This window comes from Salinivibrio sp. IB872 (assembly GCF_001995345.1).
Classification (GTDB): domain Bacteria; phylum Pseudomonadota; class Gammaproteobacteria; order Enterobacterales; family Vibrionaceae; genus Salinivibrio; species Salinivibrio proteolyticus.
The window spans coordinates 110,757-137,284 of the sequence record NZ_MUFO01000003.1; the positions used below are offsets into that span (position 1 = coordinate 110,757).

A 26,528-nucleotide genomic window follows, 5' to 3' on the forward strand; every position below is an offset into this window, starting at 1 on the left:
TAATGTACGAAAGCGTTTTAAACGCCACGCTGAATCAGCATCGACTTAATGTGTCCAATTGCTTTCGTTGGGTTCAAGCCCTTAGGACACACACTGACACAGTTCATGATACCGTGGCAACGGAAGACACTAAAAGCGTCGTCCAGATCAGATAAGCGCTCTTCGGTCGCGGTATCACGGCTATCCGCTAACCAACGATACGCAGCGAGCAGCCCTGCCGGCCCCACAAATTTGTCTGGGTTCCACCAGAAAGAAGGGCAAGAGGTGCTGCAACACGCACACATGATGCACTCATACAAGCCGTCCAACTCCGCGCGGTCTTCAGGGGCTTGTAAATTCTCCCGTGATGGCGGTGTGTCATCGTTGATTAAGTAAGGTTTAACCCGCTCGTAGTTCTCATAGAACTGACTCATATCGATAATAAGGTCACGCACAACCGGCAAACCTGGCAATGGACGGATCACAATTTCTGATTTGTCCATCAGTGATGAGAGTGGCGTGATACACGCCAATCCATTCTTACCATTCATGTTCACGCCGTCCGAACCGCACACACCTTCGCGACATGAGCGACGGAATGCTAACGTCGGATCTTGCTCTTTTAGTTGAATGAGCGCGTCCAATAGCATCATGTCCGACCCTTCAGGCACGTCGAGCGTGTAATCCTTCATATATGGCGCATCGTCCACATCTGGATTGTAGCGATAGACTGAAAACTTAACGTTCATCGTTTTCGACCCCCTTAGTAAGTACGCGCTTTCGGTGGGAAAGCGTCACGATGCACTGGCGCCATGTTGACGTCGCGCTTCGACATAGATTCCGTTTCTGGATTGTAGATGGAGTGGCATAGCCAGTTCTCATCATCACGCTCTTGATAATCAAAGCGTGCATGAGCACCACGGCTTTCGGTACGATAGTTTGCCGCTACCGCTGTTGAATAAGCGGTTTCCATCAGGTTCTCCAGCTCCAAACACTCGATACGCTGAGTGTTGAACTCAGTCGACGTATCGTCCAATCGTGCGACTTTCAAACGTTCACGGATTTCTTGCAGTTCTTTGAGGCCTTTTTCCATCGCCTCACCTTCACGGAATACCGAGAAGTTTTCTTGCATACACGCTTGGAGATCTTTACGGATTTCTACAGGGTCTTCGCCTTTTTGCGTGCTGTTCCAGCGGTTCAAGCGCGCTAAAGAGGCTTCAATATCAGATTCGCTTGCATCACGCGCTTCAACTTGCGCGGCCAGGGTTTCACCAAGGTGTAGACCCGTTGCACGGCCAAAGACCACCAGATCAAGCAATGAGTTACCGCCCAAACGGTTTGCGCCATGGACAGACACACTCGCGATCTCACCACAGGCAAACAGGCCTTGTACTTCAACGTCGTGTCCCATTGGATCTTGTTTGATCGCTTGACCAGACACTTGCGTTGGAATACCGCCCATCATGTAGTGGCAGGTTGGGATGACCGGAATTGGCTCTTTGACCGGATCCACGTGCGCAAAGGTACGAGACAGATCCAAAATGCCTGGCAAGCGTGACTCAAGGACATCTTTACCCAAGTGGTCTAGCTTAAGCTTGATGTGTGGACCCCAAGGGCCGTCACAACCTCGACCTTCTCGGATTTCGATCATCATTGAACGTGCAACCACATCACGACCAGCAAGGTCTTTTGCGTTCGGCGCGTAACGCTCCATAAAGCGTTCGCCGTCTTTATTAAGCAAATAGCCACCTTCACCACGGCACCCTTCGGTCACCAAGACACCGGCACCAGCAATGCCTGTTGGGTGGAACTGCCACATTTCCATGTCTTGCATCGGGACGCCTGCTCGCAATGCCATACCGACACCGTCACCCGTGTTGATGTGCGCATTGGTGGTGGATTGATAAATACGCCCTGCACCGCCCGTTGCAAGCACGGTCGCTTTAGATTTGAAGTAGCAAATCTCACCAGTTTCCATGCACATCGCGGTGGCACCAACCACCGCACCGTCTTGGTTTTTCACCAAGTCGAGGGCATACCATTCCGAGAAGATGGTGGTTTTATTTTTGATATTTTGCTGGTACAGCGTGTGAAGCAATGCATGACCAGTTCGGTCTGCGGCTGCGGCTGTACGTGCCGCCTGTTCACCGCCAAACTCTTTCGATTGGCCACCAAACGGACGCTGATAGATAGAGCCGTTTTCAAAACGCGAAAACGGTAGGCCCATTTTTTCGAGTTCAATGACCGATTGCGGGCCGGTTTTACACATGTACTCGATGGCGTTTTGGTCTCCGATATAATCCGACCCTTTCACCGTGTCATACATGTGCCATTGCCAGTTATCCTTGTGTGAGTTACCCAGTGCTACCGTAATACCACCCTGCGCAGATACAGTGTGAGAACGAGTCGGAAAGACTTTTGATAACAACGCACAAGACAAGCCTTGTTCAGAAATTTGCAGGGCGGCGCGCATACCTGCACCACCTGCGCCAATAACGATTGCGTCAAATTCGCGAACTGGAATACTCACTTACACACCCCACAGTACAAAGAAACCGGCAAACACATAGATCAGCAGCAAGGCAACCACACCCAATTGAAGGAGGCCACGCAGCAAGGCAGGCTTGATGTAGTCAGTTAACACTTGCCACATACCGATCCATCCGTGAATGAGAATCGACACCAGTGCCAGCATGGTAAACACCTTAGTGCTGGTTTGGCCGAAAAAAGCTGTCCATGAGGCGTACGTAATGTCCGGCCCAAATGCAGCAAATCCGACCATATAAAGTGTGTAAAGTGTGATGATAATCGCAGTGGCCCGAATGAGTACAAAATCATGTACACCATTACGCCCCACCGATGAAATGTTTTTCGTTACCATACCAAAATCCCCGCCAGTACAGACAACACGCCGGTCAATGCAAATGCCACCTGAGCGCTTTTCGCACCCGTTTCCAACTCTTCAAAATAACCGATATCCTGCATGAGGTGGCGGATACCACCTACGATGTGATAGGCAAGCGCCGTGAGGATGCCCCAAAGGACAAACTTAACGAAGAAGCTATCGACGATGGCAGACGCAGTTTCAAAACCGCTAGGTGAAGAGAGAGACAGGCTAAGCAGCCACAATAGGATGGCGATCGAGACGAAGGTGATGACACCTGCTACTCGATGCATGATAGACGCAATCGCTGTGATGGGGAAACGAATGGTCTTAATGTCGAGGTTTACGGGTCTTGACTTTCTTTCTTTCACGATATTGCCCACTCAGCTCCATTGAGCATTTATAGTTATTTACACTCTCTGAACCTCAGTACTCAAAGCGTAAGACCTGCAACATCTGTGTAACGTGCTTTGCGTACCTTATTGCTATTAACTGCAACTTTGAGCAAATGGATCACGTCAATTTAGAAAGGTGTTTGAGCCCCTAAACGCTCTAGGATACTGATATGCCCAGAGACCTCGCAAAAGTATACGCGGCGTAACAAGCAATTACAAACGCTCAAAATTGACAGGAATCTCACAACAGATATTTAACCCGCATTGCAAATAAGTTATTAACTCGCGCACACATCGTTAGGTTAAAAATTGACATCACCTAGGCCGATCGGTAAAACGGTCGGGTCCGTATCCTGGATGGGATTATAAAATAACAAAGGAGATTGTTATGGCAGAGAAGAAAGCTACCCTACATATTGAAGGGCAAGCACCAATCGAACTGCCGATCATGGGGGGCACTGTCGGGCCAGAGGTCTTGGACGTACGTGCATTAGGTGCAAATGGATATTTCACCTTTGATCCGGGCTTTGTCGCCACGGCATCATGTGAATCGCAAATCACCTACATTGATGGCGCTGCAGGCGTTTTGCTGCATCGCGGTTACCCTATTGATCAACTCGCCAATAACGCTGATTACTTAGAAGTCTGTTATATCCTTCTTTACGGTGAAGTCCCTACGAAAAAGCAATATGAAGAATTCCGCTCGTTAATCGTGCGCCACACCATGGTACATGAGCAAATCGCGAGTTTCTTCCACGGGTTCCGTCGTGACGCTCACCCAATGGCCGTCATGGTCGGTGTCGTCGGTGCACTGGCTGCTTTCTACCACGACTCACTGGATATCAATAACGATCAGCACCGCGAAATCACCGCCTTCCGATTGCTCTCTAAAATGCCGACACTCGCGGCAATGTGTTACAAGTACTCGATTGGCCAGCCATTCATCTATCCGCGCAACGACCTAGATTACGCAGAGAACTTCCTCCACATGATGTTTGCAACGCCTTGTGAAGAATATGAAGTTAACCCAGTAGTTGCGCGTGCAATGGACAAAATCTTTACGCTGCATGCCGATCATGAGCAGAATGCGTCCACTTCGACGGTCCGTCTAGCCGGCTCTTCAGGCGCTAACCCATTCGCGTGTATTGCCGCAGGGATCGCGTCACTTTGGGGGCCAGCTCACGGTGGCGCCAATGAGGCCTGCTTGCGCATGCTAGAAGAAATCGGTCATGTCGATAACATTCCTGAGTTTATTGGCCGAGCAAAAGACAAGGATGATCCTTTCCGTTTGATGGGCTTTGGACACCGGGTGTATAAAAACTACGATCCTCGCGCTACTGTGATGCGTGAAGCTTGTCATGAAGTATTGGAAGAACTGAGTATCCAAGACCCACTGCTCGATGTGGCGATGGAGCTCGAGCGTATTGCACTGTCTGATGATTACTTTATCGACAAGAAACTGTATCCGAATGTGGACTTCTACTCGGGCATCATCCTCAAAGCGATTGGTATTCCAACGTCGATGTTTACTGTGATTTTCGCGATGTCACGAACGATTGGTTGGATTGCGCATTGGAATGAAATGCACTCCGATCCCAACAATCGCATTGGTCGTCCGCGTCAGCTCTATACTGGCTACACGCAACGTGAATTCACACCAATGAAACAGCGAGACTAACACCTTGCTTGCAGAAAAACGCCGCCTAAACGAGGCGGCGTTTTTGTTTTCGTCAATCACTTATACCGGGTTGTCGATATCAATAAAATCAACCGTTAGACCATACTGTTCAGCCAACCACTCACCCAGCGCTTTAACACCATAACGCTCTGTCGCATGATGGCCTGCGGCAATATAGTGCACACCTTGCTCGCGCGCTGAGAACGTCGTCCGTTCTGATACCTCACCTGAAAGATAGGCATCCATATTCTGGCTAGCCGCTAAGTCGATAAAGTCTTGCGCACCGCCCGTGCATAAGCCGACCGTTTCAATACGACGGGTGTGGCCGCCATCAATAACCAAAGGGGCTCGGCCTAGAACCGCCGCCACTTGATGTTCAAACTGGGCTAAGGTCATCGGCGTCGATAGCTTTCCGTAAACAGGAATCGACACCGAGTTACCGGGCTCTAACCCGCCAACCAACTCAATCCCCAATCGCTTAGCCAACTGTGCGTTATTTCCCATGGTAGGGTGAATATCCAACGGCAAATGGTAGCCATATAAATTAATGCCATTTTCAATCAACGCTTTGATCCGTTGATACTTCATGCCACGAATTTGCTGTGGTTCACCGCGCCAGAAGTAACCATGGTGTACCAAGATGGCATCCGCATTCTGCTCAATCGCCGCATCGATCAGATCTTGGCAAGCCGTGACACCGGTGATCACTTTTTGTACTTGCTCACGTCCCTCAACTTGTAGCCCATTCGGGCTATAGTCTTTGATTTGGTCGGGCTTTAGCTCTGCGTTTAGGATTGCTTCGAGTTCGAGGTTATTCATGATGTCTCTTTCGTCGCTTTGAGATGTTGTATGTTAGTGTAACGTGCGGAATCGACATAAAAAAGCGGCTAACGTTTCCGTTAGCCGCTCAACCAGTAAGGCGTGATGTTTATAAAAAACCGCCCGCTTTCTCAGACTCAGCCAGCCAGACCGGCTTAGTACTATCTTTTAACCAGACTTGATGAAGATGACTATAAATACGCGATGCCAAAGGTGGCACCACTAATGTAGGCGCACATACAATACCTGCAACCACAACAGCGCTGCGACGCAAAACGACTTGGGTTTTATCGAACGGTTTATACATGACTAACCTCACTCATCTGACCAGTTGTGAGGAAAGTATATCATCCGTTTAGTATGTTTACTACATATTAGCGCAAAAATCGTTCATCCACGGCGATACAATCGATTAACAAGGTAATAAAATTACAATGACGACATCACCACTGTTTGCCCGTCGGCAGCAAATCGCAAAGGATATGGCTTGGATTCGCTCCCAACCGCCTTTGTTATCCTCAGCGGATTTCCCCATGGTCAATACCTCGACGTGGCAAGTCGCTGATAACACCTTGGCAGAGATGTCTTATCGCGGACCACACCGCATTGGCTTTTACTACCAATGGCTATTAGCAAACCTGATTGCACAGCAACCCCACCTTAATGTGGTTGCTGAAGAGATACAGATTAATGATGCAGGTAAAACGGTTGGCGCCGTGGATTTCTTGATTGAAAATGGTGAGCAACTCGAACACTGGGAAGTCGCAGTAAAGTTTTATCTTGCCCATCAAGGTCGTTGGCTGGGTCCAAATGCTAAAGATGCATTAGACATCAAAGCTGCGCGTATGATGAACCATCAGCTTGCTATGTCCGATCATCCCCGCTTTTTAGCCAACCACCCACAATGGCGACCGCAAAAGAAGCGACTGTGTATCCACGGCCGTTTGTACCAGCCGTTTCACCAAAACGCACCACTCCCAGATGCACCCAGCGTCAATCTCGATTGTATTACTGGTTGGTGGTGCTGGCCTGATGCCTTACCCCAAGACCGTCGTTATGCGTCTTTATCACGCGATCAGTGGTTGAGCATCCCTGATTTTCATACTTTACCCCGCTTTGATACAGCGGCGCTGGCTTCGCTGACACGCACTTGTCATTTGGTTGATGAGTATCTCACGCCCTGGTTTGTCGTCACCCCAGACTGGCCTCAAACTCAACCGCCTAAAGTATAGTGGCCGCCAGACGCACATAAAAAAGCCGCACCTTAACGGTACGGCCTTTACAACGCGCGAGGGGATATTTGGCGTTTTATACCCCTTGCTCAGCAAAAACGTTATCCACGATCTGTTGCGCTTCTTTTTCGATCATGCGCAGGTGCGCCTCACCTTTAAAGCTCTCACAATAGATCTTGTAGATCTCTTCCGTACCAGAGGGGCGAGCAGCGAACCATCCAGAGTCAGTGACGACTTTTAAGCCACCAATCGCTTCACCATTGCCTGGCGCGTGAGTCAGCTTTGCAGTAATGATATCGCCCGCTAACGTCTCCGCGGTCACCATTTCAGGGCTTAACTGACTGAGTACTTGCTTTTGCTGCTTGTTCGCCACCGCTTGTAAACGGTTATAGGCGGGATCACCATGCTTATTCACCAGTGTTTGATAGTAAGCGTGAGGTGTCATGCCGGTCACCGCGAGGATCTCAGCGGCCAGTAAACACAGAATAATGCCATCTTTATCGGTCGACCAAGGCTGTCCATCCAAGGTTAAGAAAGAGGCGCCCGCACTTTCTTCGCCACCAAAGCCAAGCTGGCAGTGATGCAGACCATCGACAAACCATTTAAAGCCAACCGGGACTTCCACCAGCTTTCTATCAAGATCCGCAACCACTTTGTCAATAATGGCACTCGACACGAGTGTTTTACCCACACCTAAGCTACTCGGCCATTGCTGACGATGGCGGAAAAGATAATCAATACAAACCGCTAAATAATGATTAGGGTTCATCAAGCCATCTGATGACACAATGCCGTGGCGGTCAAAATCAGGGTCATTCCCAAAAGCAAGATCATAGTGGTCTTTGTGTGCTAACAATCCCGCCATCGCATAGGGTGAGGAACAATCCATGCGGATCACACCGTCGCTGTCGAGAGGCATGAAGCCAAAAGTCGGATCGACTTTCTCATTCACGAGGGTAATATCGAGCTGATAATGTTCAGCGATTTTTTGCCAATAGCGAATCCCAGCCCCACCCAGAGGATCAACAGCCAGTTTTAATCCTGCCGCTTGAATGGCTTTAATATCCACAACACGTTCGAGCCCAGCGACATACGGCGTCACTAAGTCTTGCTCTTGGTAGTAAGCGCTTGCCCGTGCTTCGTCGATAGCCAACCGTTTCACGCCTTCTAAGCCAGCATCAATATAATCATTGGCTCGTGCTTCAATCGATTTTGTGATGGCCCCTTCTGCTGGGCCGCCATGCGGAGGATTGTACTTAATCCCCCCATCTTGCGGTGGATTATGTGAGGGGGTGATCACAATCCCGTCCGCTTGCTCAGCATGATCACGGTTATAAGCCAGAATTTGTTGGGAAATGCCCGGCGTTGGCGTATAGCCCTGATCTGCTTGCGCAATAACCTCTACCTGATTGGCCGTCAATACTTCAACCACGGCACCAAAAGCGGGCTCGGACAGCGCATGCGTATCTTTACCCACAAAGACAGGTCCCGTGATACCAAGCGCACGGCGCTCATCACAGATGGCCTGAGCAATCGCGTGAATGTGATCACGGTTGAATGTTGTATTTAGTGCACTGCCACGGTGGCCTGATGTTCCAAACGCAACGCGCTGCGCCGGATTGCCGGGGGTTGGCTGGGCCTGAAAAAAGCGCGTGACTAGCGCTGGAATATTGCATAAATCAGCGGCGTCTGCGCGCTGCCCTGCTTGGGGATGCACTGCCATAAATCTCGTCTCCCATGAGTGGCATAGATTAAATCGCGTTGACAACCTTTTCGATCAAATCGCTGGGGAACTGCATTTTTTCCATCAGCTGCTCCACCATTTGGCGCTTACGGCCGGTGTTGGTGTTGGTGATCACCCAAAAAGGTGTCTCTGGAATTTGCTTCGGCTTGGTGGTTTTGCCGCTTTCTAACAACGTTTGCTGATTATCAGCAAAATACAGACGGGTACGTCCTTTTAGTGCCATCCCATCGGCAAACCCTTGCTGGTCCACACGATATAGGGTGGTCAAAACGAGCATGAAGCGGCCAATTGCACGCTCTTGCGCTGCAAACTCATCCGAGATCAATAGTGATCGCATCGCTTTAACGCGATCAACAGACGCACTGCGTCCTGCATCTTTACTCACTACGATGCCGCTGGAACGAGAGGGTGTCGGTGCAGGCTGTGTTGACTGCTGCGCCGAATCCGACAGCAATAAGCGGCGCAAAATATCTGATGCGCTCTCACCAATATGCTGCGTTTGGCTGGCAATGTACCGGTATAGCTCCTCGTCAACCTCAATCGTCTTCATTGTTTTTCATCGAGTCCTGTTTGTCGTTTAACGGGGCGATTATACAGAGATAGATAGGTATACTCTACGCCAAAGCCAGTAATCTGAGAGAAAAGCAACGTGTTATTAAACGAAAAGTCTCGCGGTGAAGGCTCACCGCTCGTATTGATCCACGGTTTATTTGGCAATCTCGACAATCTAGGCGGATTAGCAAAAACCTTGGCTGATCACTTTTGTGTTTATCAAATTGATCTACCTAATCACGGCCAGTCCTATCATACTAAGCAGGTCGATTATCAGGCACAGTCGGATGCGGTTGTCGCATGGATGGATCACCATCAACTCGACAAGGTGACGCTGGTCGGTCACTCAATGGGCGGGAAAGTTGCTATGGCTATCGCACAGCGCTTTCCTGAACGCGTGACACAGTTGGTGGTCATGGATATTGCCCCCATCGACTATCAAGTTAACCGGCATGATGCGGTGTTTACGGCGCTAAAACGCACCCAAGACACTCCCCTGACTAGTCGCCAACAAGCACAATCGATCATGGATGAGACGATTGAAAACCCAGGCGTGACACAATTTTTATTGAAATCACTCTATAAAACCGATCAAGGTCACTACGCCTGGCGCTTCAATATTGATAATCTTTATCACGGTTATCGCGATATTATGGGCTGGCAGGCATTCGGACAGTATTCAGGCCCGACTCTGTTTGTAAAAGGGCAACAATCTGAATACATTTTGCCCGAGCACCGTGATGCGATTATAGAACAGTTCCCGCATTCGAAAGCGCACATGGTGGCAGGCACAGGCCATTGGCTACATGCTGAAAAACCTGCCGTGGTTGCCAACGTTATTGAGCGCTTTTTAATGCCGGGAGAGCGTTAACAGGTCTGTGACCCTTGTGGTATATTGCGCCGCATATGTCGGTGCTCAATGGAGGCACGCATGCTTTACGAGCACTTTCAATTGCTCGAAAAAATTGGCCTAGACCTCGTTTTTGCCGCCATTTTCTTTTTTATAGGAATGGCAATCAAAGACGTACTAAAAGAAGGCAATGTGCCAGTTTTTGGTCGACGTATTGTCTGGTTTGTTCTCACACTAGGCTGTGTTGGTTTTATTACAAAAGGGGTTATTCAACTGGTATGGGAAGGTGTTGGCATCGGCTGACTTTCCTAAACGGAGAATGATCCCACGTACGCTCTAGCGTATAGGAGTGTGAAAAAGCACCGCTTTTTCTTTAATTCGAGTTAGTTGCAAACAGCAACCCACTGAAAAAAACGGGTATTTTTTATATGGCGAGTGTAGGTCTCTTCTTTGGTAGTGACACAGGTAACACTGAAGCAATTGCAAAGAGCATTCAAAAGCAACTGGGCAAACAGATGGTCCATGTGCAGGATATTGCGAAAAGCAGTAAAGAAGATATCGATAACTTCGATCTTCTCCTGCTGGGTATCCCAACTTGGTACTATGGCGAAGCCCAGTGTGATTGGGATGACTTTTTCCCAGAACTTGAGCAAATTGACTTCTCAACCAAATTGGTCGCCATCTTCGGCTGTGGTGATCAGGAAGATTATGCAGAATATTTCTGTGACGCAATGGGCACGGTACGTGACATTGTTGAAGCAAAAGGCGCGACCATCATTGGCCATTGGCCAACCGAAGGCTATGAGTTTGAAGCCTCTAAAGCCTTGGTGGACGACAATCACTTTGTCGGCTTGTGCGTGGATGAAGACCGCCAACCTGAACTGACCGATGAGCGTGTCAGCAAATGGGTGAAACAGGTCTACGAAGAAATGTGTTTGGCGGAATTAGAAGACTAACTCGTCAATGAACCACAAAAACGCCAAGACTCTCTTGGCGTTTTTTCTATGCGGCATCTTGGGTTAGGTCACGGTATTGACGTTTTTTCCTCACATATAAGGTGCGCTTCACTTCAGCTACCACCTCCCCCTTCGCGTCTTTGACATGCACAACAAACTCGGGTAACACTTTCTCCCCTCTTCCAGCCTGTTGCTGAATGTCTTGCAATACTGCATCGCTAATCACAAAGTCAGCAAATAAGTCGGTAGTGCCCGGTTTGATAAAATTAATATCCGCTTGTTTATCCCACACATGGTACTGTGGACCGAGTATGCCCATTAACATCAAGGCATAAACAGGATCGGTCAGTGAAAAGATACTGCCACCATATTGTGTTCGATTCGCGTTTTTGTTCCACCAGCGCAGTTTTAACCGCATATTGACGCACTTAAAGTCGTCACTAATAGACTCAATATGGATCCCCGCTCCCCAGAAGGGAGGCCAACTATTTAATGCCCACTTCACAATTCTTGGTTTATAGAACCGATACATAACTGATTGACGTCCTTATCTGGTCTTACCAGACAATATTTACATCTCGAAAACATTGTTGCAACCAGGAATGATCAAAATTCGTTCGTCTAAGCGTTCCTTGCTGTGGCGAGCGCCGAGCAATTTTGATAGTCTTAATAAATATTTTCCTTGCTAATCAAACTGTCTCTCGCAGGCAGAAAACAGGTAGATACACATGTCAGACAATAACCAGGCGTTGAAGCAAGCTGGGCTAAAAGTCACGCTGCCACGGCTCAAGATCCTAGAAGTGCTGCAACAGCCCGATTGCCAGCATATCAGTGCCGAAGACCTGTATAAGAAGTTGATTGATCTAGGCGAAGAAATTGGCCTAGCGACGGTATACCGTGTCCTCAACCAGTTTGATGATGCCGGCATTGTCACCCGTCACCACTTTGAAGGTGGAAAATCGGTGTTTGAGTTAGCGACTCAGCACCACCATGATCACCTCGTCTGTCTTGACTGCGGTAAAGTCATTGAGTTTTCGGATGATTTGATTGAAGAGCGTCAAAAGGAAATTGCCGGTCGTTTTAATGTTCGTCTTACCAACCATAGCTTGTATCTCTATGGTCACTGCCAAGAAGGCGACTGTAAAGCCGATCCATCGATTCACAATGATGACTGAATGATCAAGGTTTGAGTGACTTGATGTTGTCATAAAGAAGCTCTCTTTATGTCAACGCATTTCAGGACGGGACAAACCCATAAAAAAGCCGGCAATGCATGCCGGCTTTTTCGTTGCGTAAAGACAAAGGTTACTTACCTTCAATCTTCGCCCATGTGTCACGTAAGCCTACGGTACGGTTAAAGACTAATGCCTCCGCACGACTGTCTTTGTTATCCGCACAGAAGTAGCCCGTGCGCTCAAATTGATAGCCAGCTTCAGGCTGCGCGTCTTTCAAGCTAGGCTCAACGTACCCGTGCATCACTTGCAAAGAGTCTGGGTTAATCGTCTCTACGAAGTTTTCTGCACTTGCAGGATTTGGCACAGTAAAGAGGCGATCGTACAAGCGAAACTCAGCCGGAATAGCGTCTGTCGCCGATACCCAATGGATTACCCCTTTTACTTTACGTCCATCCGCAGGGTCTTTTCCTAGCGTCTCTGGATCGTAGCTACAGTACACCGTAGTGATGTTTCCGTGCTCATCTTTCTCGCAACGCTCGGCTTTGACTACATAAGCATTACGTAGGCGTACTTCTTTATCCAACACCAAACGCTTATATTTTTTGTTAGCCGATTCACGGAAGTCTTCGCGTTCAATCCAGATCTCGCGAGAGAAAGGCACCTGACGCTGTCCCATCTCTGGTTTGTTTGGATGGTTAGGGGCACTTAGCCATTCAACGTCATCCGTTTTGTTTTCAATCACCAGCTTGATAGGATCCAGAACGGCCATCGCACGCGGTGCGCGTTCATTCAGATCATCGCGAATACACGACTCCAGTGCACTCATTTCGATGATGTTATCTTGCTTGGTGACACCAATTCGTTTGCAGAACTCACGAATAGACGCTGGCGTATAACCACGACGACGTAGACCAGAAATCGTCNCATCCCAGCCATTGACGAGCTGCTCTGACACCAGTTGGTTGAGCTTACGCTTGGACATCACGGTGTATTCCAAGTTTAGGCGACTAAACTCGTACTGATGCGGGGTGCAATCGATGGTGATATTTTGCAACACCCAGTCATATAAGCGGCGGTTGTCTTGGAACTCCAGCGTACATAACGAGTGAGTGATCCCTTCCAATGCATCCGAGATACAGTGGGTAAAATCATACATCGGATAAATACACCACTTATCACCCGTCTGGTGGTGATGAGCAAAACGTACGCGATAGATAACCGGGTCGCGCATCACCATGAAAGGTGACGCCATATCGATTTTGGCGCGAAGACACGCAGTGCCCTCGGCAAATTCGCCCGCGCGCATTTTTTCAAATAACGCGAGGTTTTCTTCCACCGCTCGATCACGATAAGGGCTCGGCTTGCCCGGCTCTGTCAACGTACCCCGGTACTCGCGGATTTGATCTGGGCTCAATTCATCGACATACGCCAACCCTTTTTCAATCAGTTCAACCGCAAAGCCGTACAACTTATCAAAATAGTCTGATGAATAGCGCTCTTTACCTGCCCACTCAAAGCCAAGCCATTGCACGTCGCGTTTGATCGAGTCAACGTACTCAACGTTTTCTTTTTCTGGGTTGGTATCATCAAAGCGCAAATTGCACTCACCTTGATAATCCTGTGCAATACCGAAGTTCAGGCAAATAGACTTAGCGTGACCGATATGCAGATAGCCATTAGGCTCCGGCGGGAAACGGGTCACGACTGATGTGTGTTTTCCCTCCGCCAAATCTTTATCAATGATTTGACGAATAAAATTGGTTGGACGAGCTTCAGCATCACTCATCAAGGTTACCTCGTATCAAAACAGTGCGAATTTTATAGCTACATGGATACTATGATCTCTTATTCCGGCACTTTACTCAACCAGTTGTTGTTAAACTCGCCCTCGCATGCCCCTAAATGCGTTTTTTTTGCTCATTCCACTGCCGTGCATAAAAAAACGCCCAGCGTTAGCCGGGCGTTATCGGGTTAAGATTGTCTTTGTGTGTGGTCGCTTATGGCAATTTCACTGCAGACAAATCTTCATTATCCGGGATTTGCTTCATCTCACCGGCAATGATTTCGGCTAACGGGCCAAGAATGACTTGCAAGTTATTATCCCCTAACTTCACGACACCCATCGCGCCAATGGCTTTGAGTTTCGCTTCATCGACGATTTCACGGTTTGCTACCGATAGGCGCAAGCGTGTGATACAAGCGTCGATAGATGTCAGGTTTTGGTGTCCGCCTAACGCTTTGAGGTACTTACGTGCAAGCTCACGGTTATCGCTGGTTTCATTTGTATTCGCGTTTCCGGCAGATGCGCCTTCAATGCTGTCATCTTCACGACCCGGGGTTTTCAGGTTCATGGCCATGATAGCCGCACGGAATGTCGCGTAATAAAGCACAAAGAATACCAAGCCCATCACAGGTAGCATGTACCACTCGTTAGCAACGGGGTTTTTTGACGACAACACCAAGTCGACAAGGCCTGCAGAGAAGCCAAAACCGGCAGTCCAGTTAAAGGTGGCCGCGATGAACAAAGAGATGCCTGTCAAGAACGCATGCAACACAAACAACACAGGTGCCACGAACAGGAAGGCAAACTCGAGTGGTTCAGTAACACCGGTAAAGAATGAAGCAAAACCGGCTGCAATCATGATAGATGCCACACGTGCTTTGTTCTCTGGACGCGCAGTGTGGTAAATCGCTAGTGCCGCCCCCGGTAAACCAAACATCATCACAGGGAAGAAGCCGGCCATGTACATGCCTGTGGTTCCCTTAATTGCTTCTCCAGAAGCAAGACCTTGTGCACCCATCCAGAAGCGGCCCAAGTCATTGATACCCACAGTGTCAAACCAGAATACCGCGTTAAGCGCATGGTGAAGACCAACTGGAATCAATAGACGGTTGAAGAATCCGTAGATACCTGCACCCGCGGCGCCTAAGTTAGTGATACTTTCACCGAAGTGAACCAGACCACCAAATACGACCGGCCATACAAACATCAACACAAACGAAATCGCAATAGCGACGACAGAGACAAGAATGGGAACCAGACGTTTGCCGCTGAAGAACGCCAGTGCTTTTGGCAGCTCTACGCCGCTATAACGGTTGTAAAGCTCCGCCGATACCACACCAATTAAAATACCAATAAATTGGTTGTTGATTTTGCTAAACGCCAGCTCATTGTTGTCTAATGCAACATCCACGAGACCAATTTGGCTTACAGCACCAGGCGCACAAAGCGTGGTGATCACCATGAAGCCAACAAACCCTGCCAGAGCGGCGGCACCATCTTTATCTTTTGACATGCCGTAAGCCACACCAATCGCGAAAAGTACGGACATATTGTCAATGATCGCTGCCCCTGATTTAATCAAGAAAGCAGCCAATGCGCTGTTACCACCCCAACCTGTTGGGTCAAGCCAGTAGCCGACCCCCATCAAGATCGCTGCAGCTGGTAGTACCGCTACCGGCACCATCAGCGCACGACCTATACGTTGCGCGTATCCAAGAATATTCACCTTCGTTCCCCCTATGTGTTCTCAGAGCCATGCCGCAGTATTTGTTGTTTTCTGCGTCTGGCGTGTCCCGTGAGATAATGACCAAAGCACTTTTTTTGTCAAACAATGTTAGTCAATTGCAGTTTATGCCAATAAATTCGCCTCGCAAATTAAAACCCCCTTATTTGTGAGATTTATCACCGATCCACACCAAACACAGAGAAATATGTTAGCCAGATCATAAAACTTATTTTATGATGAAAATAAATGAGCATATTCGTTATGCTGTACCCGTAAGCCCACTGATTTATAGAGGTGTCCTGTGCGACTCATTCCATTACAAACCAGCCATGAGGTCGGCCTATGGTCGGCTAGATATATCGTTGATACTATTAATAAATTCGCCCCAAGTGCCGAACGCCCATTTGTGCTCGGATTGCCAACAGGCGGTACGCCACTGAATACTTATAAGCAACTGATTACCCTGTTCAATCAGGGCGAAGTGAGCTTTGAGCATGTGGTAACGTTCAACATGGACGAGTACTGCAATATCCCAGCCGATCACGACCAATCATATCGCACCTTCATGTATGAAAACTTCTTTAAGCATATTGATATTAAAGAAGAAAACATCAACTTACTGAACGGAAATGCGAGCGATGTTGATGCGGAATGCAAACGTTATGAAGACAAGATCAAATCCTACGGCAAGATCCACCTCTTTATGGGCGGTGTAGGTAACGACGGTCACATTGCGTTTAACGAGCCTGCCTCTTCGCTGGCCTCTCGGACACGGATCAAAACCTTGACCGAAGATACCCGTATGGCAAACTCTCGCTTCTTTGATAATGATATCAATCAAGTACCTAAGCACGCGCTTACCATTGGCGTCGGGACGCTACTCGATGCTGAAGAGATCATGATTTTGGTCACTGGCCACAATAAGGCTCAGGCACTTCAAGCAGCTGTGGAGGGGTCGGTCAATCACTTATGGACTGTTTCCGCGCTGCAGCTGCACCCTAAAGCCATGATTGTGTGCGATGCGCCTTCAACTGCCGAACTAAAAGTAAAAACAGTGAAGTATTTTCAGGAGCTTGAAGCCCAGAACATTCATAATTTATAAGGAATAACAGCATGTATGCGTTAACCCACTGCCGGATTTTTACTGGTCATGAAGTGCTTGATGACCACGCTATTGTCATCCGTGACGGCGTGATTGAGGACGTTTGCCCGCAACATGCGCTGCCGACAGAGATAGAAAAACGCTCACTCGACGGAGCTTACGTTAGCCCGGGCTTCATTGATCTGCAGCTTAATGGTTGCGGTGGTGTCATGTTTAACGATGCGATCACAACAGACACTATCGAAACCATGCACCAAGCAAACTTGAAGTCTGGGTGTACCAACTTCTTACCGACTCTGATCACGAGTTCAGATGATGACATGCGTGCGGCAATCAACGCGATGCGCGAGTACAAAGCCCACCATCCGCATCAAGCCTTAGGCTTACACCTAGAAGGGCCTTACTTAAACAGCGCAAAAAAAGGGATCCACAGTCTCGACTATATTCGCCCCAGCAACGACAAGATGATTGCGTATTTGTGCGACAACGCCGACGTGATTACCAAATTGACGCTAGCGCCCGAACTCGCACCCAAAGCGCACATTCAGGCCCTCACCAAAGCAGGCATTGTCGTTTCCGCCGGTCACACTAACGCAACCTATGAGCAAGCACGCGAAGGCTTTGCTAATGGGATTGGGTTTGCGACCCACCTGTTCAATGCAATGACGGCGATAACCGGTCGCGAGCCCGGCATGGTTGGCGCGATTTATGATACGCCCGAGGTTTACACCGGCGTTATTGCTGACGGCTTCCATGTGTCTTACGCCAACATTCGTCTTGCACATAAAGTAAAAGGTGAGAAATTAGTGCTAGTTACTGATGCCGTGGCACCAGCAGGAGCCGACATGGATCACTTTATTTTTGTAGGCAAGAAAGTATATTACCGTGACGGCAAGTGTGTTGATGAGAATGGTACACTTGGCGGCTCTGCACTGACGATGAACGAAGCGGTTCGTAATAGTGTTGAGCATATAGGTATCGCCTTGGATGAGGCTCTGCGCATGGCAACGCTGTATCCTGCGCGCGCTATTGGTGTCGATCAGCTTTATGGCAGTATTCGCCCGGGGAAAATTGCGAATCTTGCTATTTTTGATCGTACACTCAACATCCAAGCGACGGTGGTTAACGGACAATATACACATAGCTAGGACATTTATGACTGGCGGACAAATCGGGAATGTCGACTTGGTAAAGCAGCTCAACGGAGCTGCCGTTTATCGGTTGATCGATCAACAAGGGCCCATCTCTCGCATACAAATTGCAGATGTGAGCCGTCTAGCACCCGCAAGTGTGACAAAAATAACCCGCCAATTGCTCGAACGTGGCTTGATCAAGGAAGTGGCTCAGCAAGCGTCAACCGGCGGTCGCCGAGCTATTTCTTTGACCACAGAGTGCGCCCCATTCCATACCCTTGCGGTAAGACTGGGGCGTCATTTTATCGAGCTTTCACTCTATGACTTGAGTGGGACATCGCTTGCTGAACACGGAGAAGCTTTTCACTATCACGATCAAACCGAGTTAGTGAACGGCCTGATTCAGATTCTGAGTCAGTTTATTGACACCCACCAACAATCCATCAAAGAGCTGATTGCCATATCGGTCGTGATGCCCGGCCTGATTGATCCTGAATCTGGGGTCGTCGAATACATGCCTAACATCACGATTCAACAGCTGGCCCTTGCCGACACACTCCGTGAGGAGTTTGGTGTGCAAGCGTTTATTGGTAACGATATTCGCGGACAAGCATTGGCAGAGCACTACTTTGGCGCCAGCCAAGCCTATTACGATTCGATGTTAGTCAGTGTACACCACGGCACTGGCGCTGGGATTATCGTAAACGGGCAAATATTCTTGGGCCATAACCGCAATGTAGGCGAATTGGGCCATGTGCAAATTGATCCTTTGGGCAAGAAGTGCCAATGCGGCAATTTTGGTTGTTTAGAAACAGTAGCCTCTAATGAAGCCATTATCGAACATGCACAACAGCTACTGGCCCAAGGACACCCGAGCACACTCAAACACGATGACAGTTTAACGATCGAAGCCATTTGTGAGGCCGCCGAGCAAGGTGATGAACTGGCAAGACAGGTATTGGTAAAAGTTGGCAATCATCTTGGCAAAGCCATTGCTATGACCGTTAACCTGTTCAATCCTCAACTTGTGGTCATTGCAGGTAAAATTACCGCAGCACAAAGTGTCGTTTTCCCTGCCATTCAGCGCTGTGTTGAAAACCAGTCACTGCCGAGCTTTCATCAAAAGCTAGAGATTGTAAGCGCGAAGCTAGCAGAAAAGCCTACCATGGCCGCTTTCTCGTTAGTTAAACGGGCCATGCTCAACGGCGAACTGTTACAAAAACTGCTCGAAGAGTGATCGTTTAGCGGGTTTGACGTCTTGCTACGCAAACCCGTTTTCTCCGCAAATAAAATCTCACACTTTCCCTATCTAGCGTGTACATTATATACCCAAGCTACGGTGCGCGATAAGTTAGCAATGCGCCACGAGCCTATCTCTTTTTTCAAAGTCGCATAGGCATCAACGCGTCTTGCTCCTTATCGCTAAACCTCAGAGGAGCCAAGCTCAAACAAGCTATTACTAAGGAGACCCTTCAATGTCTCAAATTCATATCTTTAGTTGATTCAAAACTTTAAGATAATTGTCGATGCTGTGTTTATTGGCTTTTGCACAAAAACACGGATTCTGTTTGCTCGCTAACTCACATAATAAGCATACGATATGGAATTGGTTTACATCTCAGCAGCCTTCATCAGCGGCTATATTCTGATGCGTTGTCACTTGCCACCTCTCGTTGGCTTTTTGATTGCCGGCTTTGCGCTACATGCGTTTGGCTACGAATCAACCCCTGTGATCTCTGATCTGGCCGATTTGGGTGTCACCTTGCTGCTTTTCTCAATTGGATTGAAGTTGGATGTCAAAACCCTACTTGCCAAGGAGATTTGGTTTGGCGCGACCGCCCATAACCTGCTGACTACGGGGTTGTTCACGCTGTCCTTGCTCGGCTTGAAAGCCCTAAGCGTGCCTATGCTTGCTGGATTGAGCTTATCAGAGTTAGCCCTGTTGGGTTTTGCCCTCTCCTTCTCCAGCACCGTCTTTGCCATTAAGGCACTCCAAGAGAAAGGGGAGCTTAACGCCACCTATGGGACTCTGGCGATTGGCATTCTGATCATGCAAGATATCTTTGCGGTAGTCTTTATCACCGCCACGTCCGGAAAAACGCCTGAGCTCAGTGCATTACTACTTTTTGCATTGCCTCTGCTTAAACCAGTGTTCAACAAAATACTGGACAACGCGGGGCACGGTGAGATGTTGGTGCTCTATGGCATTTTCTTGGCGTTAGTAGCGGGGGCAGGCTTGTTTGAGCTTGTTGGCGTTAAACCAGACTTAGGGGCGTTAATTTTAGGGATGCTGCTGGCAAGCCATCCTCGCGCCTCGGAAATGGCCAAATCGCTCTTCAATATGAAAGAGCTTTTCCTCGTGTGCTTTTTCCTCAACATTGGCTTATCCGAACAACCTACGTGGCAAAGCTTTAGCTTTGCGTTAGTCATCATGCTGCTTTTGCCTATCAAAGGGCTCCTCTATTACTGGATTGTCAGTGGTTTCCGCTATCGCGTTCGGACTGCCATGTTCACCACGCTCACTTTATTTAACTTCAGTGAGTTTGGCTTAATCGTTGGAGGCTTTGCGTATAAAGCCGGCCTTATGCCTGGACCTATATTAGTGTCCATCGCTATTGCAGTGTCGTTGAGTTTTGCATTCTCCGCCCCGCTCAATACCTTCAGTAACCAGCTCTATACTTGGGCATCGCAGTGGTTGAAAGATAGAAACCCCGAGCAGCTACATCCCAGTGATCAGCTGATCAATCTCGGTGATGCCTCGATTCTGGTACTTGGAATGGGTCGAATTGGTTCAGGGGCGTATGACGAGCTCTCTGCCACTCATCACCAACCCATTATTGGCATTGATAACCGAGAAGATTCAGTGGCACGCCATCAAGAGGAAGGACGACGCGCGATTCTTGGCGATGCCACCGATCCTGACTTCTGGTCACGCGCCATTTCTGATGGACAGATCAAGTTAATCTTACTGGCAATGCCACACAGTCAGGCCAATATGCTTGCGCTAGAGCAAATCCGGCAAACCAACTTTAAGGGCAAGGTCGCCGCCATTGCAAAATATGAGGATGAAATTGAGCAGCTCAAAGCGCTCGGCGTTGACGAAGCGTTCAATATCTATCAAGAGGCCGGTAGTGGATTTGCTCGACATGTGCGAGAGCAGTTTACCACGCCAGCCAACAACGCCTAACCCACCGTTATTCCAATACCCAGGCCGCTCTTTCGAGCGGCTTTTTTCATCGATGTATAGTCATTTTGTACACACACTGCACTACAGTTAAATATCATTCGTAAAATAGGGATTTATTATAAATAATATTCACCCAAAGAGGCTTTTTGATAAAGAAATGCTTTTTTAGGCTTGTCTATCCTGACCGTGCAAGGCAGAGTGGTTGTCAACCTGTTATCGCCTTGTTGGCTTGATGAATTTGAGAGGAAAGTATGTGTTCAGTGTTTGGGGTGCTTGATATAAAAACCGACCCACAGCAGCTCCGTGAAGTGGCTTTAAAGATGTCCAAAACCATGCGTCACCGTGGTCCTGACTGGTCGGGTATTTACTCATCCGAGAAAGCTATCTTGGTCCATGAGCGTTTAGCGATTGTCGATCTAAACAGTGGGGCGCAGCCTTTATATAACCAAGATAAAACCCAAGCATTAGCGGTCAATGGCGAAATTTACAACCACAAAGAATTGCGTGCTGAGTTTGCTCCTGACTATCCATTTCAAACCGAGTCAGATTGCGAAATCATTCTCGCTTTGTATCAGCAAAAAGGACCTGAGCTGCTTGACTACCTCAACGGTATCTTCGCATTTATCCTTTATGATGAGGAGCAAGATGCCTACCTGATTGGCCGTGACCACATTGGTATTATTCCGCTTTACCACGGTCATGATGAACACGGCAACTACTACGTGGCTTCGGAAATGAAAGCCTTAACGCCTGTGTGCAAGAGCATCAGTGAATTTCCTCCGGGCCATTTCCTATGGAGTAAACAAGGCGAGCCGGTGCGCTATTACAAGCGTGATTGGATGGACTATGACGGTGTGAAAGAAAACACAACCGATAAAGCGGCGTTGAAAGAAGCACTCGAAGCCGCAGTTCACCGCCAACTAATGACCGACGTACCTTACGGCGTGTTGCTTTCTGGTGGACTCGACTCGTCCGTGATTTCTGCCATCACCAAACAGTTTGCTGCTAACCGCATCGAAGATGACGATCAAAGCCAAGCATGGTGGCCTCGTCTTCACTCGTTTGCTATCGGCCTTGAAGGCGCCCCCGATTTGAAAGCCGCCAAGGAAGTGGCGGATCACCTTGGCACGGTTCATCATGAGTTTACCTACACCATTCAAGAAGGGCTGGATGCGATTCGTGACGTGATTTATCACATTGAAACCTATGACGTCACCACGATCCGTGCCTCCACGCCGATGTACCTGATGTCTCGTAAGATCCGCGCGATGGGGATCAAAATGGTGCTCTCCGGTGAAGGTGCCGATGAAGTGTTTGGAGGGTATTTATACTTCCATAAAGCCCCAAGCGCTAAAGAGTTTCACGAAGAAACGGTGCGTAAGTTACTTGCTCTCAACATGTTTGACTGCGCACGTGCCAACAAATCCATGGCAGCATGGGGCGTGGAAGCACGCGTACCTTTCCTCGACAAAGCCTTCTTGGAAGTGGCGATGCAGATCAAGCCAGACGATAAGATGTGTGGCAACGGAAAAATGGAAAAGCACATTATCCGCGAATGCTTTGGAGACCTACTTCCTGATTCGGTAGCATGGCGCCAAAAAGAGCAATTCAGTGATGGCGTTGGGTATGGCTGGATTGATACCTTAAAAGCGATTGCCGAAGAGAAGGTGACGGATCAGCAGCTCGAGACCGCGGCTTTCCGGTTCCCTTATAACACGCCAACCACTAAAGAGGCGTATATGTACCGCGAGATTTTTGCAGAGCTCTTCCCGCTCGACGATGCGGCGAAATGCGTACCGGGCGGCCCGTCGATCGCTTGCTCAAGTGCTAAAGCGATTGAGTGGGATGAATCTTTCAAAAACCAAGCTGATCCGTCTGGTCGTGCTGTACGCACTGTACATGAAAAAGCGTATCAATAAGCGCAAAATGATGGGCACACCATCGATTAGAAACAAAAAAACCGCCGATTGGCGGTTTTTTTTCTAGCGGCTTATCGCTCCCAATACGCCTCTTCAAGGCTATCCTCTCGCTCAGGCAGCCCTCGTGATAAACGCGGTGAGTGCTGCGCCAACACTTCATAGCTAACACGGTTGGCATACTTGCACACTTGCGAGAAAGAGGAGTAGGTCATAAATGGGTATTGGTGCTTACTCGAATTGGGCACATTGTCACGATGATAGCGATTCGCAGACATATCATGCAGCAACGCTGATAGAGCACCATCTCCAGCACCATTGGTGTTCTTAATCCGCTCAGGCCCCCCCATATAGGGAGCAATGTGAGAATAAATTTTAATCGGCGTTTCGCAGTCCGCTTTCATCATCGGACGACTGAATTCATATATGTTGAATTCAGGGATCGCACCTGGCAGCAACGGCAAGGTGGTTTGACGTTTAGACTTATCCTCGGTGTAACCGGCCATATACAAACCAATTGGCCCTGCGGTACACAACACCATATCCACCCACTGCAGTGCAGCATCGGCGGCCAAGAGCGGATCGCTCTCACCAGTTAAGGCTTCACCTTCATCTTCATTCATCGCCACGACGCTAACGTGCTCGGAAAGAAAGTCACGCCACCATTGTGGGTTTTGCTCAATCACAAACTTGGTGCCAAGCGTCATAACCACGGGCACGTTGTGCTTTTTCGCATATTCAATGGCGCGCATGGTCGCTTGCGGCATTGGATCCCCTTCTTTACAGCGAACCAAATACGCAGTGAGTACCAACGCAGAAGCGTTTTCAAAGATATGCTCAGGAATTGAATCAGGGTGGAGTTGGTTCATCAAGCCTTCGTTGATGGCGAACGTACGCTCACCACAATCGCCAATCAAAGCGTAACAACGACCAATTGGGCCCTGCACTGGCTGCAGGTAGTTAAGATCCATCCGGCTTGAGGTGTTGCACAGGTAGCGGTAAGAATAGCTACCAATTCGAATATCTTGGCTCATCACCCCCAGCAAGATAGATTGGTCATCCGCCAGCGCTGAATAGTTGTGCAAGGTATTACCGATGGTGCCACCCGCAAACTCATGAGTGACAAGGTTGTTGTCTTTCAATTCTTGATACAGTGCTTCTGCGCGCTCATCGTCGATGACGAGCGAGTGCCCTTTACTTAACTGATACCGCTCCAGAAATTCATCAGGCACTTTTGCTTCAATGTCGACCAAGGTTTGGTCGATACCAATCACGTGCGGGCGCTTAAAGCCACGTTCGCTGGCTGGGTTGAGCAAAGGATCACGGGCGTGAACCGGAAAATAGTGCTTAGACTTACGTTGTCCTGGAAATTTCATGGTTCGTGTAACTAGCTATTGGAAGGGAGGCGCGAATTCTATCACAGAATTCGCGCATGCGTAGCGTCTACACGATGAAATTTATTGCCCTACCAACCTTGTGTATGTTGGGCCACCAGCGACGCCATCAGGTGAATATGAGCCTCATCGTCGTTTAAGCATGGAATAAATCGGAAGCGTTCGCCACCTGCCTCGAGGAAGGTGTCACGACATTGCTCGGCAATTTCTTCTAGGGTTTCAAGACAATCAGCCGAAAAAGCTGGGGTCATAATATCGAGGGTTTTCACCCCTTTGCTAGGTAACGTCTCTAAGGTCTTATCGGTGTAAGGCTTGAGCCACTCTTCTCGTCCGAAACGCGACTGATAGGTCATCATGATCTCGTTATCCGCAAGCCCGAGTTCCGCTTGCAGCAGCGACGTGGTTTGCTCACAGTGCCGAGGGTAAGGGTCGCCATTATCGGCAAAACGCTGCGGTATGCCGTGATAAGAACAAAGTAGCAAGTCACCTTTCCCATGCGCTTGCCAATGCTGCTTCACCGAGTGGGCTAACGCGGCTTGATAAAGCGGATGATCATGATAGTGGTTCACGTACCGCAACGCAGGGATCACTGGGCGCCCTTTCAATGATTTAGCCACTTTATCGAAAACCGCAGCCGTGGTGGTGGCAGAATATTGAGGATAGAGCGGCAAGACCAACACCTTGTCGCAGCCCTTTGCTTGCAGCTCATCAAGCCCTTGGGCAATGGACGGATTACCGTAGGTCATTCCAAGCGCAACCGGAGCCGACACCTGTTCAGCCAGCGCTTTTTGCTGACGCTTGGCATACACCATCAGTGGCGATCCCTCCTCCATCCAAATACTTTGATACAGCTTAGCCACTTTCGGTGAACGAATCGGCAATATCACACCGTGTAACAATGGGCACCATAACCACCGGGTTAAATCAACCACACGATGATCATGCAGGAATTCAGAAAGAAAGGCTTTCACTGACTGTGATGTCGGCGCTTCTGGGGTTCCGAGGTTGACCAATAGCACACCGACTTGATTATGTTTTTCCGTCATTTTGATTGTATTCCTTGGCGGCAATCTTAGAACAGACTGGCGTATAAACGATTTACCCGAACCAGTACGGTAACAATTTGATTTTGGGCTAGCTTGCCATAAAAAAACCGGAGCGACTAATCGTCTGCTCCGGTTTCTGCAATCGATATACTCAATCTTCTCCTTGAGAGAACATCTAGTGTTAGCCTAGGGCTTTTTCAATCTCAACACTGACGTCTGCTACCGCTTGGGTGCCGTCAAAGGTGAAGTACTGCGTATTGCCTGCATCTGCTTCTTTTTTGTAGTAAGCAATCAAAGGCGCAGTTTGATCATGATAAACCTTCAGGCGCGCACGCACTGTTTCTTCTTTGTCGTCATCACGAACAACGAGCTCTTCGCCAGTCACATCGTCTTTGCCTTCCACTTTTGGTGGGTTATACACCACGTGGTAGGTACGGCCCGAAGCCAAGTGAGCACGACGACCACTCATACGCTCCACAATCACATCGTCTGGCACGTCAAACTCGAGCACGTAATCAATCGCAACACCGATTTCTTTTAGGCCATCCGCTTGTGGAATTGTACGTGGGAACCCATCTAGCAAGAACCCTTTGGCACAATCATCTTGCGAGATACGCTCTTTAACCAGACCCAGAATGATGTCATCTGACACCAGCTCGCCAGCATCAATAACCGCTTTGGCTTGTTTGCCTAGCTCAGTGCCCGCTTTAATCGCGGCGCGCAGCATGTCACCGGTAGAAATCTGCGGAATCCCGTATTTTTCCATGATGAACTGCGCTTGCGTCCCTTTACCCGCGCCCGGTGCACCCAACAGAATGATGCGCATAGTGATCCCCTTTTATCGTTTTTGGAGTTTCGTAAAACTGCGTCTATTCGCAAAGACCCGAAACATACACGCTTCACGAAACGCTATCAAGCCCGGCAATCCGGCCGGGCTTGTTGGTCGCTGTTCAGTATGTCGCTTTCACAGCGCGTTG

At 48.8% G+C, this 26,528-nt stretch carries 25 protein-coding genes; 11 read left to right on the forward strand and 14 right to left on the reverse strand.

Features of this window, described 5'->3' with window-relative positions:
- Positions 1-17: 17 nt before the first annotated feature.
- From BZJ18_RS02530 to sdhC, 4 genes are read right to left on the reverse strand one after another with little or no spacing between them, the layout of a single operon-like run.
- Positions 18-728, reverse strand: a complete 711-nt coding sequence (locus BZJ18_RS02530) for a succinate dehydrogenase iron-sulfur subunit (RefSeq protein ID WP_069588383.1) — start codon at positions 726-728, stop codon at positions 18-20.
- 14 nt (positions 729-742) lie between these two features.
- Positions 743-2,509, reverse strand: a complete 1,767-nt coding sequence (sdhA, locus tag BZJ18_RS02535; protein ID WP_069588384.1) for a succinate dehydrogenase flavoprotein subunit — start codon at positions 2,507-2,509, stop codon at positions 743-745.
- Positions 2,510-2,860, reverse strand: a complete 351-nt coding sequence (sdhD, locus tag BZJ18_RS02540; RefSeq protein WP_077455214.1) for a succinate dehydrogenase, hydrophobic membrane anchor protein — start codon at positions 2,858-2,860, stop codon at positions 2,510-2,512.
- Positions 2,854-3,246 carry a succinate dehydrogenase cytochrome b556 subunit gene (gene sdhC, locus BZJ18_RS02545; protein WP_077455215.1) on the reverse strand — a complete coding sequence of 131 codons (393 nt, stop codon included), beginning with the start codon at positions 3,244-3,246 and terminating at the stop codon, positions 2,854-2,856. Before sdhC ends, sdhD begins: the two co-directional genes overlap by 7 nt.
- Before the next feature lie 400 nt (positions 3,247-3,646).
- On the opposite strand from sdhC, the gene BZJ18_RS02550 reads away from it, so the two are divergent.
- Positions 3,647-4,936 carry a citrate synthase gene (locus BZJ18_RS02550; protein ID WP_069588389.1) on the forward strand — a complete coding sequence of 430 codons (1,290 nt, stop codon included), beginning with the start codon at positions 3,647-3,649 and terminating at the stop codon, positions 4,934-4,936.
- Between the two features lie 60 nt (positions 4,937-4,996).
- Here BZJ18_RS02550 and BZJ18_RS02555 read toward each other — a convergent pair whose 3' ends face one another.
- Positions 4,997-5,755, reverse strand: coding sequence for a Nif3-like dinuclear metal center hexameric protein (locus BZJ18_RS02555; protein ID WP_077455216.1), 759 nt, complete (start codon positions 5,753-5,755; stop codon positions 4,997-4,999).
- A 109-nt stretch (positions 5,756-5,864) separates the two neighbouring features.
- The gene (locus BZJ18_RS02560) at positions 5,865-6,062 is read right to left on the reverse strand and encodes a DUF2517 family protein (RefSeq protein WP_069588700.1); all 198 of its coding nucleotides are present in this window, start codon (positions 6,060-6,062) and stop codon (positions 5,865-5,867) included.
- Positions 6,063-6,189: 127 nt separating this feature from the next.
- Here BZJ18_RS02560 and BZJ18_RS02565 point away from each other — a divergent pair, with 127 nt between their 5' ends.
- Positions 6,190-6,987 carry a DUF1853 family protein gene (locus BZJ18_RS02565; RefSeq protein WP_077455217.1) on the forward strand — a complete coding sequence of 266 codons (798 nt, stop codon included), beginning with the start codon at positions 6,190-6,192 and terminating at the stop codon, positions 6,985-6,987.
- A gap of 76 nt (positions 6,988-7,063) precedes the next feature.
- Here BZJ18_RS02565 and pgm read toward each other — a convergent pair whose 3' ends face one another.
- Both pgm and seqA read right to left on the reverse strand, forming a co-directional pair.
- On the reverse strand, positions 7,064-8,710 hold the full coding sequence (gene pgm, locus BZJ18_RS02570) for a phosphoglucomutase (alpha-D-glucose-1,6-bisphosphate-dependent) (protein ID WP_077455218.1): 1,647 nt from the start codon (positions 8,708-8,710) through the stop codon (positions 7,064-7,066).
- Positions 8,711-8,738: 28 nt separating this feature from the next.
- Positions 8,739-9,281, reverse strand: coding sequence for a replication initiation negative regulator SeqA (gene seqA / locus BZJ18_RS02575; protein WP_077455219.1), 543 nt, complete (start codon positions 9,279-9,281; stop codon positions 8,739-8,741).
- 99 nt (positions 9,282-9,380) lie between these two features.
- Between seqA and BZJ18_RS02580 the strand changes: the two genes are divergently transcribed.
- The 3 genes from BZJ18_RS02580 (at position 9,381) to fldA (ending at position 11,089) form a co-directional block, all read left to right on the forward strand.
- Positions 9,381-10,154, forward strand: a complete 774-nt coding sequence (locus tag BZJ18_RS02580) for an alpha/beta fold hydrolase (protein WP_077455220.1) — start codon at positions 9,381-9,383, stop codon at positions 10,152-10,154.
- Positions 10,155-10,214: 60 nt separating this feature from the next.
- Positions 10,215-10,436 carry a DUF2788 domain-containing protein gene (locus BZJ18_RS02585; protein ID WP_069588694.1) on the forward strand — a complete coding sequence of 74 codons (222 nt, stop codon included), beginning with the start codon at positions 10,215-10,217 and terminating at the stop codon, positions 10,434-10,436.
- A gap of 125 nt (positions 10,437-10,561) precedes the next feature.
- Positions 10,562-11,089: a flavodoxin FldA gene (gene fldA, locus BZJ18_RS02590; RefSeq protein ID WP_077455221.1), complete on the forward strand. Its 528-nt coding sequence runs from the start codon at positions 10,562-10,564 to the stop codon at positions 11,087-11,089.
- A 46-nt stretch (positions 11,090-11,135) separates the two neighbouring features.
- Here fldA and BZJ18_RS02595 read toward each other — a convergent pair whose 3' ends face one another.
- Positions 11,136-11,621: a DUF4442 domain-containing protein gene (locus BZJ18_RS02595; RefSeq protein WP_077455222.1), complete on the reverse strand. Its 486-nt coding sequence runs from the start codon at positions 11,619-11,621 to the stop codon at positions 11,136-11,138.
- A 196-nt stretch (positions 11,622-11,817) separates the two neighbouring features.
- Here BZJ18_RS02595 and fcrX point away from each other — a divergent pair, with 196 nt between their 5' ends.
- The gene (gene fcrX / locus BZJ18_RS02600) at positions 11,818-12,264 is read left to right on the forward strand and encodes a ferric iron uptake transcriptional regulator FcrX (RefSeq protein WP_069588691.1); all 447 of its coding nucleotides are present in this window, start codon (positions 11,818-11,820) and stop codon (positions 12,262-12,264) included.
- 130 nt (positions 12,265-12,394) lie between these two features.
- On the opposite strand, the gene glnS is transcribed toward fcrX, so the two are convergent.
- On the reverse strand, positions 12,395-14,050 hold the full coding sequence (glnS, locus tag BZJ18_RS02605; protein WP_077455223.1) for a glutamine--tRNA ligase: 1,656 nt from the start codon (positions 14,048-14,050) through the stop codon (positions 12,395-12,397).
- Positions 14,051-14,261: 211 nt separating this feature from the next.
- On the reverse strand, positions 14,262-15,773 hold the full coding sequence (gene nagE / locus BZJ18_RS02610) for an N-acetylglucosamine-specific PTS transporter subunit IIBC (protein ID WP_069588689.1): 1,512 nt from the start codon (positions 15,771-15,773) through the stop codon (positions 14,262-14,264).
- Between the two features lie 301 nt (positions 15,774-16,074).
- Here nagE and nagB point away from each other — a divergent pair, with 301 nt between their 5' ends.
- The 5 genes from nagB (at position 16,075) to asnB (ending at position 23,114) form a co-directional block, all read left to right on the forward strand.
- Entirely contained in the window at positions 16,075-16,875 is an 801-nt protein-coding gene (gene nagB, locus BZJ18_RS02615; RefSeq protein WP_077455224.1) for a glucosamine-6-phosphate deaminase, read from the forward strand.
- 11 nt (positions 16,876-16,886) lie between these two features.
- Entirely contained in the window at positions 16,887-18,023 is a 1,137-nt protein-coding gene (gene nagA, locus BZJ18_RS02620; protein WP_077455225.1) for an N-acetylglucosamine-6-phosphate deacetylase, read from the forward strand.
- A gap of 7 nt (positions 18,024-18,030) precedes the next feature.
- Positions 18,031-19,245, forward strand: coding sequence for a DNA-binding transcriptional regulator NagC (nagC, locus tag BZJ18_RS02625; RefSeq protein ID WP_077455226.1), 1,215 nt, complete (start codon positions 18,031-18,033; stop codon positions 19,243-19,245).
- Between the two features lie 363 nt (positions 19,246-19,608).
- Positions 19,609-21,195 carry a cation:proton antiporter family protein gene (locus tag BZJ18_RS02630; RefSeq protein WP_077455227.1) on the forward strand — a complete coding sequence of 529 codons (1,587 nt, stop codon included), beginning with the start codon at positions 19,609-19,611 and terminating at the stop codon, positions 21,193-21,195.
- 251 nt (positions 21,196-21,446) lie between these two features.
- A complete protein-coding gene (asnB, locus tag BZJ18_RS02635) occupies positions 21,447-23,114 on the forward strand; it encodes an asparagine synthase B (RefSeq protein WP_077455228.1) in 1,668 nt (555 codons plus the stop codon).
- Positions 23,115-23,185: 71 nt separating this feature from the next.
- Here the strand turns inward: asnB and BZJ18_RS02640 are convergent, their stop codons facing one another.
- The 3 genes from BZJ18_RS02640 to adk form a co-directional block, all read right to left on the reverse strand.
- Positions 23,186-24,487 carry an inosine/guanosine kinase gene (locus tag BZJ18_RS02640; RefSeq protein ID WP_077455229.1) on the reverse strand — a complete coding sequence of 434 codons (1,302 nt, stop codon included), beginning with the start codon at positions 24,485-24,487 and terminating at the stop codon, positions 23,186-23,188.
- Between the two features lie 89 nt (positions 24,488-24,576).
- The gene (hemH, locus tag BZJ18_RS02645) at positions 24,577-25,551 is read right to left on the reverse strand and encodes a ferrochelatase (RefSeq protein ID WP_077455230.1); all 975 of its coding nucleotides are present in this window, start codon (positions 25,549-25,551) and stop codon (positions 24,577-24,579) included.
- A 181-nt stretch (positions 25,552-25,732) separates the two neighbouring features.
- Complete coding sequence (gene adk, locus BZJ18_RS02650) at positions 25,733-26,377, reverse strand: adenylate kinase (protein WP_077455231.1); 645 nt, start codon at positions 26,375-26,377, stop codon at positions 25,733-25,735.
- Between the last annotated feature and the right edge of the window lie 151 nt (positions 26,378-26,528).

What these genes read in the sequence shown, in the direction of transcription:
- BZJ18_RS02530 (WP_069588383.1), bottom strand. Translation starts at nt 728, where the DNA reads ATGAACGTTAAGTTTTCAGTCTATCGCTACAATCCAGATGTGGACGAT.
- sdhD (WP_077455214.1), bottom strand. Translation starts at nt 2,860, where the DNA reads ATGGTAACGAAAAACATTTCATCGGTGGGGCGTAATGGTGTACATGAT.
- BZJ18_RS02550 (WP_069588389.1), top strand. Translation starts at nt 3,647, where the DNA reads ATGGCAGAGAAGAAAGCTACCCTACATATTGAAGGGCAAGCACCAATC.
- BZJ18_RS02555 (WP_077455216.1), bottom strand. Translation starts at nt 5,755, where the DNA reads ATGAATAACCTCGAACTCGAAGCAATCCTAAACGCAGAGCTAAAGCCC.
- BZJ18_RS02560 (WP_069588700.1), bottom strand. Translation starts at nt 6,062, where the DNA reads ATGTATAAACCGTTCGATAAAACCCAAGTCGTTTTGCGTCGCAGCGCT.
- BZJ18_RS02565 (WP_077455217.1), top strand. Translation starts at nt 6,190, where the DNA reads ATGACGACATCACCACTGTTTGCCCGTCGGCAGCAAATCGCAAAGGAT.
- pgm (WP_077455218.1), bottom strand. Translation starts at nt 8,710, where the DNA reads ATGGCAGTGCATCCCCAAGCAGGGCAGCGCGCAGACGCCGCTGATTTA.
- seqA (WP_077455219.1), bottom strand. Translation starts at nt 9,281, where the DNA reads ATGAAGACGATTGAGGTTGACGAGGAGCTATACCGGTACATTGCCAGC.
- BZJ18_RS02585 (WP_069588694.1), top strand. Translation starts at nt 10,215, where the DNA reads ATGCTTTACGAGCACTTTCAATTGCTCGAAAAAATTGGCCTAGACCTC.
- fldA (WP_077455221.1), top strand. Translation starts at nt 10,562, where the DNA reads ATGGCGAGTGTAGGTCTCTTCTTTGGTAGTGACACAGGTAACACTGAA.
- BZJ18_RS02595 (WP_077455222.1), bottom strand. Translation starts at nt 11,621, where the DNA reads ATGTATCGGTTCTATAAACCAAGAATTGTGAAGTGGGCATTAAATAGT.
- fcrX (WP_069588691.1), top strand. Translation starts at nt 11,818, where the DNA reads ATGTCAGACAATAACCAGGCGTTGAAGCAAGCTGGGCTAAAAGTCACG.
- nagA (WP_077455225.1), top strand. Translation starts at nt 16,887, where the DNA reads ATGTATGCGTTAACCCACTGCCGGATTTTTACTGGTCATGAAGTGCTT.
- nagC (WP_077455226.1), top strand. Translation starts at nt 18,031, where the DNA reads ATGACTGGCGGACAAATCGGGAATGTCGACTTGGTAAAGCAGCTCAAC.
- BZJ18_RS02630 (WP_077455227.1), top strand. Translation starts at nt 19,609, where the DNA reads ATGGAATTGGTTTACATCTCAGCAGCCTTCATCAGCGGCTATATTCTG.
- asnB (WP_077455228.1), top strand. Translation starts at nt 21,447, where the DNA reads ATGTGTTCAGTGTTTGGGGTGCTTGATATAAAAACCGACCCACAGCAG.
- BZJ18_RS02640 (WP_077455229.1), bottom strand. Translation starts at nt 24,487, where the DNA reads ATGAAATTTCCAGGACAACGTAAGTCTAAGCACTATTTTCCGGTTCAC.
- hemH (WP_077455230.1), bottom strand. Translation starts at nt 25,551, where the DNA reads ATGACGGAAAAACATAATCAAGTCGGTGTGCTATTGGTCAACCTCGGA.
- adk (WP_077455231.1), bottom strand. Translation starts at nt 26,377, where the DNA reads ATGCGCATCATTCTGTTGGGTGCACCGGGCGCGGGTAAAGGGACGCAA.